This is a genomic window from Pseudomonas pichavaramensis, from assembly GCF_050473265.1.
GTDB lineage: Bacteria > Pseudomonadota > Gammaproteobacteria > Pseudomonadales > Pseudomonadaceae > Aquipseudomonas.
On record NZ_JBJKFJ010000001.1, the window covers coordinates 573,038 to 588,365 of the forward strand.

Below are 15,328 nucleotides of genomic sequence, written 5' to 3' on the forward strand. Positions count from 1 at the left end.
CCCGCCTAGGGGGGAGGCACGCATCCTTGCTGCGAAGCCGGCGTGGTGGGCCGGTACGAATAACCAGCACAGGAGCACGACCATGGATTCTCAACCGCTTCGATTTCTACCCCGCCGGCTGGCGACGGGGGCCGCAGCGCTCTCGCTGCTGGCCGCCAGCCTGTTCAGCCACATGGCCAGTGCCGAGGTGAATACCACCGGCTTGGCTGTGACCGATACCGAGGTGATCGTCGGTCAGCTGCACTCGGCTACCGGCACCATGGCCATCTCCGAAACCGGCTCGATTCAGGCCGAGCGTCTGGCGATCGAGCAGATCAACGCCAGTGGCGGCATTCTCGGCCGGCAGATCAAGGTCATTCAGGAAGATGGGGCTTCCGACTGGCCGACCTTCGCCGAGAAAGCGCGCAAGTTGCTGGTCGGCGACAAGGTTGCGGCCGTATTCGGCTGCTGGACTTCGGCCTCGCGCAAGGCCGTCTTGCCGGTCTTCGAGAAAGAGAACGGCCTGCTCTACTACCCGACCTTCTACGAGGGCCTGGAGCAGTCGAAGAACGTCATCTACACCGGCCAGGAAGCGACCCAGCAGATTCTTGCGGGCCTGGACTGGGTGGCCAAGGAGAAGGGCGCCAAGAGCTTCTACCTGATCGGCTCGGACTATATCTGGCCGCGCACCTCGATGAAGATCGCGCGCAAGCACATCGAGAACGTACTCGGCGGCAAGGTGGTCGGCGAGGAGTACTACCCGCTGGGCAACACCCAGTTCGGCTCGCTGATCAACAAGATCAAGCTGAAAAAGCCTGACGTAGTCTTCGCTGCCGTGGTCGGTGGTTCCAACGTGGCGTTCTACAAGCAGATGAAGGCGGCCGGTGTGACCTCGGCCAAACAGAACCTGCTGACCCTGTCCGTCACCGAGGACGAGCTGCTCGGCATCGGCGGCGAGAACATGGAAGGTTTCTACGCTTCGATGAAGTACTTCCAGAGTCTGGACAACCCGAACAACGCCGCCTTCGTCGAGGCCTTCAAGGCCAAGTTCGGCAAGGATGCGGTGATCGGTGACGTGACCCAGGCAGCCTACCTCGGCCCCTGGCTGTGGAAAGCCGCCGTCGAGAAGGCCGGCAGCTTCGACGTCGACAAGGTGGTGGCTGCCTCGCCTGGCATCGAGCTGACCACTGCGCCGGAAGGCTACGTCAAGGTGCACGACAACCATCACCTGTGGAGCAAGACGCGCATCGGTGAAGTGCAGAAGGACGGCCAGTTCAAGGTGGTCTATGAGTCCGACCTGATCGAGCCTAACCCCTTCCCGGAAGGCTACCAGTAAGCAAACCCTCGTGTGGGAGCTGGCTTGCTGGCGATGAATGGATCGCTGACAAGCCGGCTCCTACAGGGCTTTCCACCGTTCTCTACTGGAGACCATCGACATGGAATGGCTATCGGAATTCGGCGCCATCGCGGCCATGCAGGGGTTCAACGGCTTGTCCGTGTTCTGCGTTCTCCTGCTGATGGCGCTGGGGCTGGCGATCATCTTCGGCCAGATGGGGGTGATCAACATGGCGCATGGTGAGTTCCTCACCATCGGCGCTTACACCACCTTCGTGGTCTCGACCCTCACCGAGCAATACGCGCCGGCCTTCGGGCCTTACTACTTTTTCCTTGCGATCATCCTCTCGTTCTTCATCGCCGGGGCCATTGGCTGGCTGGTGGAGTGGGCGATGATCAGCAAGCTCTACCAGCGACCGCTGGATACGCTGCTGGCCACCTGGGGGCTGTCGCTGGTGATGCAGCAGGGCTTTCGCTCGCTGTTCGGCGCGCGGGAAGTCAGCGCGACCCTGCCGGAGTGGCTGATGGGCTCGTGGAACCCGACCGAAACCATCGACATCCCGCGTAATGGCCTGTTCGTCATGGGCCTGACCATCGTCCTGACGGCCACTTTGTTCCTCATGCTCTATCGCTCGCGCTGGGGGCTGCAGGTGCGTGCCACGGTACAGAACCGGGTGATGGCGCGCTCCGTCGGGATCAACACCAAGCGCGTCGACCGTATGACCTTCGCCCTCGGTTGCGGCGTGGCCGGCGTGGCTGGCGCGGCCTTCACCACCATCGGTTCGACCGGGCCGACGGCAGGCTCGCTGTACATCGTCGACACCTTCCTGGTGGTGGTCTTCGGTGGCGCTTCCAGCCTGCTCGGTACCATCGCCTCGGCATTCAGCATCGCCCAGGCGCAATCGATCCTGGAGTTCTTCACCAGTGGCTCGATGGCCAAGGTTCTGACCCTGTCCGCCGTGGTGCTGATCCTGATGCTGCGCCCGCAGGGACTGTTCTCGAACAAGGTGCGCAAATGAAAAGTCACTTTCAACCTACTGCGCGCTCCATCTGCGGCGTCGCGCGGTGCTCGTTTCCTCGACGTACTGCGTGTACGCCTTCGTCACTGCGCTCCGGGCTTCTTGCCGCTGGAGCTGCTCGGTACGGTTCAAAGCGACTTTTTGAATGCACGGAGGGCTACTGATGAATCCGACACTCGACAAACTACTCGGCGGCAAGCAGGGCGCCATCGGTCTGGCGTTGCTCGCCGCGCTGATCCTGGTGGTGTTCCCGCTGGCGCTCGATGCCTTTCGCCTGAACATGGTGGGCAAGTACCTGACCTACGCCTTCGTCGCCGTTGGCCTGGTGCTGTGCTGGGGCTATGGCGGCATCTTGAGCCTGGGCCAGGGCATCTTCTTCGGCCTCGGTGGCTACTGCATGGCGATGTTCCTCAAGCTCGAGGCATCCGACCCGGAGAGCACCAAGATCCAGTCCACGCCCGGTATTCCGGACTTCATGGACTGGAACCAGATCACCGAGTTGCCACTGCTCTGGGAACCGTTCCACAGCCTGGGTTTCACCCTACTCGCCGTGGTGGCGGTGCCGGTGCTGCTGGCGCTGGTGATTGGTCTGGCGATGTTCAAGCGGCGTGTCGGCGACGTGTATTTCTCCATCGTCACCCAGGCCATCGCACTGATTCTCACGGTGCTGATCATCGGCCAGCAGGGCCTGACGGGTGGGGTCAACGGCATTACCGACCTGCGCACGCTCAAGGGCTGGGACATCCGCACGGACGAAGCCAAGCTGATCCTCTATTTCGTCAGTGCGGTGCTGCTGCTTGGCTGCATTCTGATCGCGCGTTTCATCGTCGCCTCCAAGCTTGGCCGGCTGCTGCTGGCGATGCGTGACAAGGAAGAACGGGTGCGTTTCTCCGGTTATGACGTGGCCAGTTTCAAGGTCTTCGTGTTCTGCGTGGGTGCCGCCTTCGCCGGCATCGGCGGGGCGATGTTCACCTTGCAGGTGGGCTTCATGTCACCGAGTTTCGTCGGCATCGTGCCGTCGATCGAGATGGTCATCTTCGCCGCCGTCGGTGGGCGCCTGTCGCTGCTCGGTGCGGTGTACGGTGCGTTGCTGGTCAACTTCGGCAAGACCTACTTCTCCGAGAGCTTTCCCGAGCTGTGGCTGTACCTGATGGGCGGGCTGTTCATCGTCGTGGTGATGTATTTCCCCAATGGCCTTGCCGGCCTGTGGGAAAGCCATGGCAAACGCTGGCTGGCGCGTCTGCGGAGCAAACCCAAGGTGCTGGCCACCGCTGCAGCGCCCGCTGTCGAGGCTGCACCGAGCAAACGCCCCGCCCCTGAACTGGAGACCACGCCATGAACAGCCCAGCAGGCTTCCAGGCCGCCAAGCCGGTACTGGCCATCGAGGGGCTGACCGTGTCCTTCGACGGCTTCAAGGCGGTCAACGATCTCAACCTCTACGTCGACCGCAATGAGGTGCATGTGGTGATCGGCCCCAATGGGGCGGGCAAGACCACGGTGCTTGATCTGATCTGCGGCAAGACCCGCGCCACCACCGGCAGCATCGATTTCGACGGACGCGAGCTGACCAAGATGCGCGAGTACGACATCGTCCGCGCCGGCGTCGGGCGCAAGTTCCAGAACCCGTCGATCTACGAGAACCTGACGGTGTTCGAGAATCTGGAGATGTCCTACCCGGCCGGGCGCAAGGTATTCGGCGCGCTGTTCTTCAAGCGTACGCAGGCCGTCATCGAGCGGGTCGAGCAGGTGGCGCAGGAGATCATGCTTGGCGAACACCTGCATCGCCAGGCTGACCTGCTTTCACATGGGCAGAAGCAGTGGCTGGAGATCGGCATGCTGCTGATGCAGGACCCGCAACTGTTGATGCTCGACGAGCCGGTCGCTGGCATGAGCGTATCCGAGCGCGTGGCCACCGCCGAGCTGCTCAACCGCATCAGCCAGGGGCGCTCGGTGCTGGTCATCGAGCACGACATGGAGTTCGTCAAGAGCATCGCCCACCGCGTCACCGTGCTGCACCAGGGCAAGGTGCTGGCCGAGGGCAGCATGGAGGCGGTGCAGAGCAACCCCAAGGTGATCGAGGTGTATCTGGGGCATTGACGGTCATGGCTACGCAACGGTGCGCGCGGCGCACCCTACACCCGGGTATCAGACCGTAGGGTGCGCTATGCGCACCGCCTATTGTTGGAGTGACAAGCATGTTCCAGATCAGCAACCTCGCCTCCGGCTACGGCCAGAGCCAGATCCTGCACGAACTCAACCTTGATGTGGCGAAGAAGGAAATCGTCGCGGTGATGGGCCGCAACGGCATGGGCAAGACCACCTTGTTCAAGAGCCTGATGGGCATCCTGCCGCAATGGGGCGGGCAGATTCATGTGGACGGCAAGGACGTTTCCAAGCTGGAAACCCACCAGCGGGTGGAGAGTGGCATTGCCTACGTGCCGCAGGGGCGGATGATTTTTCCCAGCATGACCGTGCTGGAGAATATTCAGACCGGCTTGCCGGCATCCGCCGGTGGCAAGGTGCCGGATGATCTCTACTCGCTGTTCCCGGTGCTGCATGACATGCGTCATCGCAAGGGCGGCAACCTGTCCGGTGGCCAGCAGCAACAGCTGGCCATCGCCCGTGCATTGGCGACCAATCCCAAGGTGTTGCTGCTCGATGAGCCGACCGAGGGTATCCAGCCCTCGATCATCAAGGACATCGCCCGCAGCCTGAAAGAGATTCGCAACATGCGCGACCTGACCATCGTCGTCTCCGAGCAGGTGCTGTCGTTCACCATGGAAATCGCCGACCGCTTCCTGGTCATCGAGAAGGGCAAGTTCGTGGTCGAAGAGAGTCGCGACAAGGTCGACGAGGCGAGCATCAGCCGTTATCTGTCGGTGTGACGGCCCGCTCTTGTAGCCCGGATGCAATCCGGGGCAGAGGTTCGATCTGTCCCCGGATTGCATCCGGGCTACACAATTTTCCCGCTTTACGGCCGCTGTGTTCTCCATGCAGTGGCCGCTTTTTCGCGTCCGCGAAAAATGCCTGCAGGCCCCGTTCTGTCTGCCTTCCCGGCATACGTCATCCAACGTATTTGCCGAAATCTCCGCGCCCTTGAGACTGGCTCCGTACCCGGCACACACAGGCCGGCATTTCTCACAGGTCCTATGGAGCTTTGTCATGACCGATACCCTGATCAAGGTCGACATCAACCAGGCTGCTACCGATAACGAACAGGTGCACAACCGCTGGCACCCGGACATTCCCATGGCCTGCTGGGTCAAGCCGGGTGACGACTTCATCCTCGAAACCTACGACTGGACCGGTGGCGCGATCAAGAATGACGACGATGCCAGCGACGTGCGTGACGTCGATCTGTCCACCGTGCATTACCTGTCCGGGCCGGTGGGTGTGAAGGGCGCCGAGCCGGGTGACCTGCTGATCGTCGAACTGCTCGATATCGGTGCCAAGGCTGAGTCGATGTGGGGGTTCAACGGCTTCTTCTCGAAGAACAACGGTGGCGGTTTCCTCACCGACTACTTCCCGTCCGCACAGAAGTCGATCTGGGACTTCGAAGGCATGTTCACCAAGAGCCGGCACATCCCCGGCGTGCGTTTCGCTGGGTTGATCCATCCCGGATTGATCGGCTGCCTGCCGGACCACAAGATGCTCGCCGACTGGAACAAGCGTGAGCAGGCGCTGATCGACACCAACCCGACCCGTGTGCCGCCGTTGGCCAACCCGCCGTTCGCCTCCACCGCGCACATGGGCAAGCTCACCGGCTCTGCCCGCGACATGGCAGCGGCCACTGGCGCGCGCACCGTGCCGCCGCGCGAACATGGCGGCAACTGCGACATCAAGGACCTGTCGCGTGGCTCGAAGATCTTCTTCCCGGTGTATGTCGACGGCGCCGGCCTGTCGGTCGGTGACCTGCACTTCAGCCAGGGCGATGGCGAGATCACCTTCTGCGGCGCCATTGAAATGGCAGGCTGGGTGCATATGAAGGTCGAGCTGATCAAGGGCGGCATGGCCAAGTACGGCATCAAGAATCCGATCTTCAAGCCCAGCCCGATCGTACCCACCTACAACAACTACCTGATCTTCGAAGGTATCTCGGTGGATGACGACGGCAAGCAGCACTACCTCGACGTCAACCTGGCCTACAAGCAGGCGTGCATGAACGCCATCAATTACCTGACCAAGTTCGGCTACTCGCCGGCCCAGGGCTACTCGTTGCTCGGTTCCGCGCCGGTCCAGGGGCACATCAGCGGCGTGGTCGACATCCCCAACGCCTGCGCCACGCTGTGGTTGCCCACCGACATCTTCGAGTTCGATATCAACCCCGGTGCGAGCGGTCCGACCAAGTTCCTCGACGGCAGCATCGACATGCCCATCGCCTACGACAAGTGATGCTCGCGCGCACGGCCACCGTAGGGTGCGCCGTGCGCACCGAATTTATCGAGGTATTGCCATGCCCATCTACGAATACGACTGCCCGAGTTGTGGCGATTTCACCGTGCTACGGCCGATGGCCGAGCGTGACGCCGCCTGCGCCTGCCCCTACTGCGAAACACCGAGCGAGCGGGTGATTCTCAGCGCGCCGGGCCTGACCAGCATGGCCGGCAGCCAGCGCCGCGCCCATGAAACCAACGAGCGCAGTGCCCACGCGCCGCAAAGCTTGGAAGAGTACAAGGCCAACCGCAAGCACCCGGCTGGCTGCAGTTGTTGCGGCCCGAGCAAACCGGTCGAACGCACCAAGGCCAACCCTCACGGCCTCAAGGCCAGCCCATCGGCTCGGCCGTGGATGATCAGCCACTGAGGCTGTTCATTGGGTCCCCGCCTGCGCGGGGATGACGTGGGTTTTCGCCGTCATTCCCGCGAAGGCGGGAATCCAGTTCGCAGCTTTCACTGTAGGAGCGGCTGGGCGGCATTGCGCTTTAGCCGCGAAGCTTTTGTATGAGATCGCGGCTAAAGCCGCTCCTACGAAATACATCGCAAACGGAGGTTTTCCATGCGCCACGGCGATATTTCCAGCAGCCCAGATACCGTCGGCGTCGCCGTCGTCAATTACAAGATGCCGCGTCTGCACAGCAAGGCCGAGGTGCTCGACAACGCGCGTAAGATCGCCGAGATGATCAAGGGCATGAAGCTCGGTCTGCCCGGTATGGATCTGGTGGTGTTTCCCGAGTACAGCACCATGGGCATCATGTACGACAAGGACGAGATGATGGCCACCGCCGCGACCATTCCCGGCGAGGAAACTGCGATCTTCTCCGCCGCCTGCCGCGAGGCGAAGACCTGGGGCATCTTCTCGCTCACCGGCGAGCGGCATGAAGAACACCCGCACAAGGCGCCCTACAACACCCTCGTTCTGATCAACGACCAGGGCGAGATCGTGCAGAAGTACCGCAAGTGCATTCCCTGGTGCCCCATCGAGGGTTGGTATCCAGGCGACCGCACCTATGTCTCAGAAGGCCCCAAGGGCATGAAGATCAGCCTGATCATCTGCGATGACGGCAACTACCCGGAAATCTGGCGCGACTGCGCGATGAAGGGCGCCGAGCTGATCGTCCGTTGCCAGGGCTACATGTATCCGGCCAAGGATCAGCAGGTGCTGATGGCCAAGACCATGGCCTGGGCCAACAACTGCTACGTGGCGGTGGCCAATGCTGCCGGCTTCGACGGTGTGTACAGCTACTTCGGCCACTCGGCGCTGATCGGTTTCGACGGCCGCACGCTGGGCGAGTGCGGTGAAGAGGAAATGGGCATCCAGTACGCCCAGCTGTCGGTGTCGCAGATCCGTGATGCTCGGGCCAATGACCAGTCGCAGAACCACCTGTTCAAGCTGTTGCACCGTGGCTACACCGGCGTCTACAACTCCGGCGATGGCGACAAGGGCGTGGCCGACTGCCCGTTCGAGTTCTACCGCACCTGGGTGCTGGATGCGCAGAAGGCCCAGGAAGACGTGGAGAAGATGACCCGTTCGACCGTCGGCGTGGCCGACTGTCCGGTGGGCGAGTTGCCGCATCCGGGCAACGAACGCATGGCCTGAGCCGCTGTGCATGGGCGTGCTCTTGTAGGGTGCGCTGTGCGCACCGATTGCAGCAACGCTGCCACTTATACCGGTGCGCACGGCGCACCCTACGGAGGCGCTTCGTCATTAGGAACCCTGGCATGCCATTCGTTAACGACCTGGTCGACAGCAATCGCGAGCGTCTGGAGGATCAGGGCGTTGCGCGTCTGCAATCACGCTTCCTGTTCGACCCCGCAACCGTAATGGCCCTGCTGCGCTCACGTATCGTTGGCCAGGACGCCGTACTGGCGCAGGTCGAGGCCATGCTCAAGGTAATCAAGGTCGATATCGGTGAGCGTGAGCGACCGCTGACGGTCAACCTGTTCATGGGCCCGACCGGTGTCGGCAAGACCGAGATCGTGCGCCTGCTGGCCCAGGCCATTCACGGCCGCGCCGACGCGATGTGCCGCATCGACATGCACACCCTGGCCCAGGAGCATTACGCTGCGGCGCTGACCGGCGCGCCACCGGGATACGTCGGCAGCAAGGAGGGCACCACGCTGTTCGATGGCGAAGCCATCGCCGGCAGTTTCGGGCGACCCGGTATCGTGCTGTTCGACGAGCTGGAGAAGGCCAGCCCGGAGGTGCTGCGCAGCCTGCTCGGCATTCTCGAGCATGGCCGGCTGACCCTGACCGCCGGCAGCCGCACCCTGGACTTTCGCAACAGCCTGATCTTCATGACCAGCAATGCCGGGGCGCAGCAGGCGCAGCGCTACCGTGAGCGCTTCAGTCGTGGCTGGCGGCGCTGGCTGGGCCTGGCCCCACAAGGTGAGGCGGCGTTGCTGGAGCAGGTGCTACACGAGCGCTTCGAGCCGGAATGGCTCAACCGTATCGACCGCATCCTGGTGTTCGAACGGGTCGACGAACGCTGGCTGGACGCCTTGCTGGAGATCGAACTGGACAAGCTCAATCAGCGCCTGGGGCGCCAGGGACGCTCGCTGCAGGTGGCGGCAGACGCTCGTGCCTGGTTGTGCCGCGATCACGATATCCGTTTCGGCGCCCGCGCCTTGGCGCGTCGGATTCGTACCGAGCTGGAGCCGGTTATTGTCGAGAGGCTGCTGGCCGAGCCGGCGGTCACCCTGTTGTCCTGTGCGTATCAGCATGGGCGATTGTTGATCCGGTAGAAACCGGTATTTCCGCAAAGCGGGTAGCACGTTGCGGAAAGCTCTTTGGCAAGAAACCCTGAACTCTGCGGTCGGCCTCGTATCCACAGTTCATGGCCCCGATGCATGAGGGGCGAAGGCTGGGGATGAGAAGGATGACAGAGCGTTACGCGGCGCAGCCTCTGCGCGTGGTCTTGACCGCCTGGGTGACTGCCGCGCTGGGTACATTAATGGCGCTGGGCGGCGCCTATCTGCTTTGGTTGGGCGGATCCTGGTATTACCTGCTGGCCGGCCTCGGTTTGCTGTTGGTAGGCGTACTTATTCATCGTCGTCTGCGCGCGGCGCTGTGGCTCTATGCGGCGGTGCTATTGGCAAGCCTGGCCTGGACGATTCATGAAGTGCGCTTCGACTGGTGGCAGATGGCGCCGCGCATCGATCTGTGGTGCGTGCTCGGCCTCTGGCTGCTGCTGCCATGGATCAACCGGCATATCGCTCCCGGGCAGCCCTGGCGTGACGGTGCCAGCGGGGTGCTGGGAATCGGCCTGCTGCTGGGCGCGGGTATGGCGGTTTATTCGCTGACGCAGGACTACCATCGTCTACCCGGTCATCTCGATGAACCGCGCATGGCAACTGCTACCGCGGCGCCCAACCGTTGGGCCAACGAATGGCGGGCCTATGGCGGTTCAGCGCGTGGCGATCGCTACGCCAGCGCCGAGCAGATCACCCCGGCCAATGTCGGCAAGCTGAAGAAGGCCTGGGAGTTTCACACCGGCGACCTGCCCGGCGAGGGCGACCCCGGCGAGATCACCAATCAGGTGACGCCGCTGAAGATCGGCGACAACCTGTTCATCTGCACGCCGCACAGCATCGCCATCGCCGTGGACGCCGATACCGGTGAGGAGCGCTGGCGCTTCGACCCGGCAATCAACCGTCAGGCCGAGTATTACCAGCACATGACCTGCCGCGGCCTGGCCTTTCACGATGCCGCTGCCTACGCCGGCCCGCTGATCGCGGTACGTGATGACGCGCTGCCCGAGGTCCCGCCGCAGGCGCCGCCGCGTTGTACACAGCGGCTTTTCCTGCCCACCAACGATGCCACCCTTTACGCGCTCGACCTGCATGACGGTAAGCCCTGTGAGGACTTCGGCGAGGGCGGTATGGTCGACCTCAAGGTGGGACTGGGCGACGATGCGCTGGGCGTTTACCTGCCGACCTCGCCACCGGTGGTGACCGAGAAACTGGTCATCGTCGGCGGTTCGATCACCGATAACGGTTCGGTGGATTCGCCGGGCGGCGTCATCCGCGCCTACGATGTGCGAACGGGCGAGCTGGTGTGGAACTTCGATCCTGGCCGTCCTGATGCCACCGAGCCGTTGCCAGCCGGCGAGACCTACGTGCGCAGCACGCCGAACTCCTGGACCATCGCCACGGCGGACGAGGCGCTGGGGCTGGTGTACATCCCCATGGGCAACCAGACGCCCGATCAGTGGGCGGTGCAGCGTAGTCCCGAGGCCGAGCGTTTCACCGCGGCGCTGGTGGCGCTGGATCTGGCTACCGGGCAGGTACGCTGGGAGTTTCGCACGGTCAACCATGACCTGTGGGATCGCGACCTGCCATCGCAGCCCACCCTGGTGGATGTCGAAGGCCCTGACGGGCCGGTGCCGGCGATCATCCAGCCGACCAAGCGCGGCGACTTGTACGTGCTGGATCGGCGCAATGGCGAGCCCATCGTGCCGGTCAACCAGCGACAGGTGCCGCAGGGAACGGTGGAGGGTGACTTCGCCGCACCGACCCAGCCGGTTTCCACGCTTACCTACGCGCCAGACGAGCCGTTGCATGAGCGCGACATGTGGGGCGGTACGCCGTTCGACCAGTTGATCTGCCGCATCCAGTTTCACCGCCTGCGGTACGAGGGCGACTTCACGCCGCCCTCGGAGCAGGGCTCGCTGATCTATCCGGGCAATGTAGGGGTGTTCAACTGGCCCTCGGTAGCGGTCGATCCGCAGCGGCAGATCCTGTTCGGCGCGCCCAATTACCTGGCATTTGTCTCGCGTCTGGTCCGGCGTGAGGATGTCCGCGAAGCCGGTCAGGGCGGCAGCGAGGTAGGCCTGCAACCCAACCACGGCGCACCTTATATGGTCAGCCTGGAACCGTTCCTGTCACCGCTGGGGCTGCCATGTCAGGCGCCGCCATGGGGTTACGTCACGGCGGTCGATCTGCGCAGCATGGAGAAGGTCTGGCAGCACAAGAACGGCACCAGCCGCGACAGCGCGCCACTGGGTATTCCCCTGACCGTCGGTGTGCCGAACCTAGGTGGTCCGTTGATCACCGCCAGTGGCCTGGGCTTTCTCAGCGGCACGCTGGATTACTACCTGCGCGCCTACGACATGCGCACCGGCGAGGAGCTGTGGAAGGACAGGTTGCCGGCAGGCGGCCAGGCAACCCCGATCAGCTATGTCTCGGAAAAGACCGGCAAGCAGTACGTGGTGGTGATGGCCGGCGGGCATGGCTCGTTCGGCACCAAACTGGGCGACTCGCTGGTCGCTTGGACGCTGGAGGAAGAGGAGTAGATCGACAAGGCCCGCAGAGCGGGCCTTGTTCGTTGTCAGTGATGCTCGCGGGTGGCGCGGAATTTCACGTCCGGCCAGCGCTCTTCCATCAGGCTCAGGTTGACTCGGGTCGGCGCCAGGTAGGTGAGGTGGCCGCCACCGTCAACGGCGAGGTTCTCATGGGCCTTGTCCTTGAATTCCTTGAGCTTCTTCTCGTCGCTGCATTCGATCCAGCGCGCCGACCAGACGTTGATCGCCTCGTAGGCGCATTCCACCTTGTATTCCTCTTTCAGGCGGCTGGCGACCACGTCGAACTGCAGCACACCGACCGCGCCGAGGATGATGTCGTTGTTGCGCTCGGGGAAGAACACCTGGGTGGCGCCTTCTTCGGCCAGTTCCTGCAGACCCTGACGCAGCTGCTTGGATTTCAGCGGGTCTTTCAGGCGCACGCGGCGGAACAGTTCCGGGGCGAAGTGGGGGATGCCGGTGAAGCCGAGGTTTTCGCCTTCGGTGAAGGTGTCGCCGATCTGGATGGTGCCGTGGTTGTGCAGGCCGATGATGTCGCCGGCGTAGGCTTCTTCCAGGTGCTCACGCTCGCTGGAGAAGAAGGTCAGCGCGTCGCCGACGCGCACGTCCTTGCCCAGGCGCGCGTGGCGCATCTTCATGCCCTGGGTGTACTTGCCCGAGCAGATGCGCATAAAGGCAATCCTGTCCCTATGTTTCGGGTCCATGTTCGCCTGGATCTTGAACACGAAGCCGGAGAATTTCTCTTCGGTCGGCTCCACGCTGCGCTCGTTGGCCACGCGCGCCAGCGGGCGCGGCGCCCAGTCGACGACGGCGTCGAGCACGTGGTCGACACCGAAGTTGCCCAGTGCGGTACCGAAGAACACCGGGGTCATGGCGCCCTTGAGGAAGGCCTCGGGGTCGAACTCATGGCAGGCGCCCTGGACCAGCTCCAGCTCTTCGACGAAGCGCTCGTACATGTCGCCGAGGTGCGCGCGCGCCTCGTCGGAGTCGAGGTTCTGGATGATCTTGGCTTCGGTGCGCTCGTGGCCGTGACCGGGGGTGTAGACGATGATGTAGTCGCCGGTCAGGTGGTAGACGCCCTTGAAGTCGCGATAGCAGCCGATCGGCCAGGTGATCGGCGCGGCCTTGATGTTGAGCACCGCCTCGATCTCGTCGAGCAGTTCGATCGGGTCGCGGATGTCGCGGTCGAGTTTGTTGATGAAGCTGACGATGGGCGTGTCGCGCAGGCGGCACACGTCCATCAGGGCGATGGTGCGCGGCTCTACACCCTTACCGCCGTCGAGCACCATCAGCGCCGAGTCCACTGCCGTCAGGGTGCGGTAGGTGTCTTCGGAGAAGTCTTCGTGGCCGGGGGTGTCGAGCAGGTTGATCATGTGCTCGCGGTAGGGGAACTGCATCACCGAGGTGGTGATGGAGATGCCGCGCTGCTTCTCCATCTCCATCCAGTCGGAGGTGGCGTGGCGGTCGGATTTACGCGACTTCACGGTCCCGGCCACCTCGATGGCCTTGCCCATCAGCAGCAGCTTCTCGGTGATGGTGGTCTTACCGGCGTCCGGGTGGGAGATGATGGCGAAAGTACGGCGCTTGGCGACTTCGGCGGCCTGGGTGGTCATGGCGGAGAGGTCCTGTCGACGATCGGTCGAGCTGTCGAAAAAAGCCGCGATTATACCGGCAAAAAGTGCCGGCGCGGTGGCCGCCTGGCACTCGCGTCAGGGCATCACGGCTGTCAGTGCGATCCGGTCATCGTCATCACCCAGCTCGGCCGCACGCTGGTAGTAGGCAATGCCCAGATCGGCAAAGCCCGGCATCGCCAGCACGCGGCCACGAGCGGCACGCAGGAAGTTGAGGTTGCCGCCGGCCAGCGCCTGCTGCAGCCAGTGGCGGGCCTCTTCAGTCTGGCCTCGTTCGAGCAGACGCTGGGCGTAGCTGAACTGCCCGCGAAAATCCCCGGCCTGCGCCGAACGCTGGAACCATTGCAGCGCGGCCTCGCGGTCCGGCGCGGCGAGCACGCCTTCGTCGAGATAGCGGCCGAGCAGATTCATCGACTTGCCATGGCCCAACTCGGCGGCGCGTCGGTACAGCGTCAAGGCTGCGGCGTGATCCTGTGCGACACCTCGGCCGGTGGCGAGCAGGTTGGCCAGGTTGTACATGGCCCAGTCCAGTCCCAGTTGCGCGGCGCGTTGATAGTGCTGGATGGCAGATGGCAGATCGACCGGACAACCCCAGCCGTGTTCCAGGCAGCGGCCGAGCATGTTCAGGGCCATGCCGTGACCCTGGCGTGCGGCAATACCGAACCAGGTAAAGGCCAGTTTGGCATCGCGGGCGATGCCATAACCCTCGAGCAGAATCTGCCCGAGCATCACCTGGGCATCACTTTCACCGCGGCCGGAGGCCGCGATCAATTGGCTGGCGGTCGCGCGAGGGTTGTCTGCACTCATACGTCCACCCAGCGCCGCAGCAGGTTGTGGTAGGTGCCGGTGAGCTGGATCAGCGAAGGGTGGTCGGGCACGTCGCGGGTAAGAGTCTGGATCGCCACATCCATGTCGAACAGCAGGGCGCGCTGGCTGTCCTCACGCACCAGGCTCTGGGTCCAGAAGAACGAGGCCAGGCGCATGCCGCGGGTCACCGGTTGTACGCGGTGCAGGCTGGTGGCCGGGTAGAGCAGCAGGTCGCCGGCCGGCAGTTTGATCTCGCGGGTGCCGTAGGTGTCCTGGATCACCAGCTCGCCGCCGTCGTAGTCGTCCGGATCGTTGAAGAACAGCGTCGAGGACAGGTCGGTGCGCACCCGCTCGCCAGTCTCGCGCACGGCACGCACCGCGTTGTCGATGTGATAACCGAAGGCATCGCCGGTGCGGTAGCAATTGAACAGCGGCGGGAAGATCTTGCGCGGCAGCGCCGCCGACATGAACAGAGCGTTGTGCTGCAGGCGCTGGACGATGGCCTCGCGCAGCTCGATGGCCAGCGGGTTGTCGTCGGCCAGCTGCAGGTTGTTTTTGGCCTTGGCCGACTGATAACCGGCGGTGGCCTTGCCATCCATCCACTCGGTGGCTTCCAGCGCCTGGCGGATGTTGAGGACTTCGTCGCGGGAGAAAAGCTGAGGAATGTGAAGAATCATGGAGCTATCCAGGCGTTATCAGGGCTCATCTTCGCTTTTCTTGCCGTTCTTTGGCGGTGCTGAAAACGAAGTTTTTTGATGTGTTTGCGAAAATGTTTGCTAATTATTCGCATTTGTATTGAAAAATACAATTTGTTGCAAATAAG

General features: G+C 63.1%; 13 protein-coding genes. 10 read left to right on the forward strand and 3 right to left on the reverse strand.

Annotated features, from left to right (window positions below; translation table 11 throughout):
• Positions 1–82: 82 nt before the first annotated feature.
• From urtA to ACJRW5_RS02610, 10 genes are all read left to right on the forward strand, one after another.
• Entirely contained in the window at positions 83–1,315 is a 1,233-nt protein-coding gene (gene urtA / locus ACJRW5_RS02565) for an urea ABC transporter substrate-binding protein (protein WP_484568957.1), read from the forward strand.
• A 100-nt stretch (positions 1,316–1,415) separates the two neighbouring features.
• Positions 1,416–2,333 carry an urea ABC transporter permease subunit UrtB gene (urtB, locus tag ACJRW5_RS02570; RefSeq protein ID WP_484568958.1) on the forward strand — a complete coding sequence of 306 codons (918 nt, stop codon included), beginning with the start codon at positions 1,416–1,418 and terminating at the stop codon, positions 2,331–2,333.
• Positions 2,334–2,496: 163 nt separating this feature from the next.
• Complete coding sequence (gene urtC, locus ACJRW5_RS02575) at positions 2,497–3,672, forward strand: urea ABC transporter permease subunit UrtC (protein WP_484568959.1); 1,176 nt, start codon at positions 2,497–2,499, stop codon at positions 3,670–3,672.
• Positions 3,669–4,430, forward strand: coding sequence for an urea ABC transporter ATP-binding protein UrtD (gene urtD / locus ACJRW5_RS02580; RefSeq protein WP_484568960.1), 762 nt, complete (start codon positions 3,669–3,671; stop codon positions 4,428–4,430). The genes urtC and urtD overlap by 4 nt, the downstream gene beginning before the upstream one ends.
• Before the next feature lie 98 nt (positions 4,431–4,528).
• Positions 4,529–5,218 carry an urea ABC transporter ATP-binding subunit UrtE gene (gene urtE / locus ACJRW5_RS02585; protein WP_484568961.1) on the forward strand — a complete coding sequence of 230 codons (690 nt, stop codon included), beginning with the start codon at positions 4,529–4,531 and terminating at the stop codon, positions 5,216–5,218.
• A 277-nt stretch (positions 5,219–5,495) separates the two neighbouring features.
• A complete protein-coding gene (gene fmdA / locus ACJRW5_RS02590; RefSeq protein ID WP_484568962.1) occupies positions 5,496–6,725 on the forward strand; it encodes a formamidase in 1,230 nt (409 codons plus the stop codon).
• 61 nt (positions 6,726–6,786) lie between these two features.
• Positions 6,787–7,134, forward strand: a complete 348-nt coding sequence (locus ACJRW5_RS02595; RefSeq protein ID WP_484568963.1) for an FmdB family zinc ribbon protein — start codon at positions 6,787–6,789, stop codon at positions 7,132–7,134.
• Between the two features lie 192 nt (positions 7,135–7,326).
• Positions 7,327–8,367 carry an aliphatic amidase gene (locus tag ACJRW5_RS02600; RefSeq protein WP_484568964.1) on the forward strand — a complete coding sequence of 347 codons (1,041 nt, stop codon included), beginning with the start codon at positions 7,327–7,329 and terminating at the stop codon, positions 8,365–8,367.
• 122 nt (positions 8,368–8,489) lie between these two features.
• On the forward strand, positions 8,490–9,512 hold the full coding sequence (locus tag ACJRW5_RS02605; protein WP_484568965.1) for an AAA family ATPase: 1,023 nt from the start codon (positions 8,490–8,492) through the stop codon (positions 9,510–9,512).
• A 134-nt stretch (positions 9,513–9,646) separates the two neighbouring features.
• Positions 9,647–12,061: a membrane-bound PQQ-dependent dehydrogenase, glucose/quinate/shikimate family gene (locus ACJRW5_RS02610; protein ID WP_484568966.1), complete on the forward strand. Its 2,415-nt coding sequence runs from the start codon at positions 9,647–9,649 to the stop codon at positions 12,059–12,061.
• Positions 12,062–12,096: 35 nt separating this feature from the next.
• Here ACJRW5_RS02610 and ACJRW5_RS02615 read toward each other — a convergent pair whose 3' ends face one another.
• The 3 genes from ACJRW5_RS02615 to ACJRW5_RS02625 all read right to left on the reverse strand — a co-directional run bounded on the left by ACJRW5_RS02615 (position 12,097) and on the right by ACJRW5_RS02625 (position 15,182).
• Positions 12,097–13,680, reverse strand: a complete 1,584-nt coding sequence (locus tag ACJRW5_RS02615; RefSeq protein ID WP_484568967.1) for a peptide chain release factor 3 — start codon at positions 13,678–13,680, stop codon at positions 12,097–12,099.
• A 96-nt stretch (positions 13,681–13,776) separates the two neighbouring features.
• Positions 13,777–14,505, reverse strand: coding sequence for a tetratricopeptide repeat protein (locus ACJRW5_RS02620; protein WP_484568968.1), 729 nt, complete (start codon positions 14,503–14,505; stop codon positions 13,777–13,779).
• Entirely contained in the window at positions 14,502–15,182 is a 681-nt protein-coding gene (locus tag ACJRW5_RS02625; RefSeq protein ID WP_484568969.1) for a Fe2+-dependent dioxygenase, read from the reverse strand. The genes ACJRW5_RS02620 and ACJRW5_RS02625 overlap by 4 nt, the downstream gene beginning before the upstream one ends.
• Positions 15,183–15,328 lie beyond the last annotated feature (146 nt).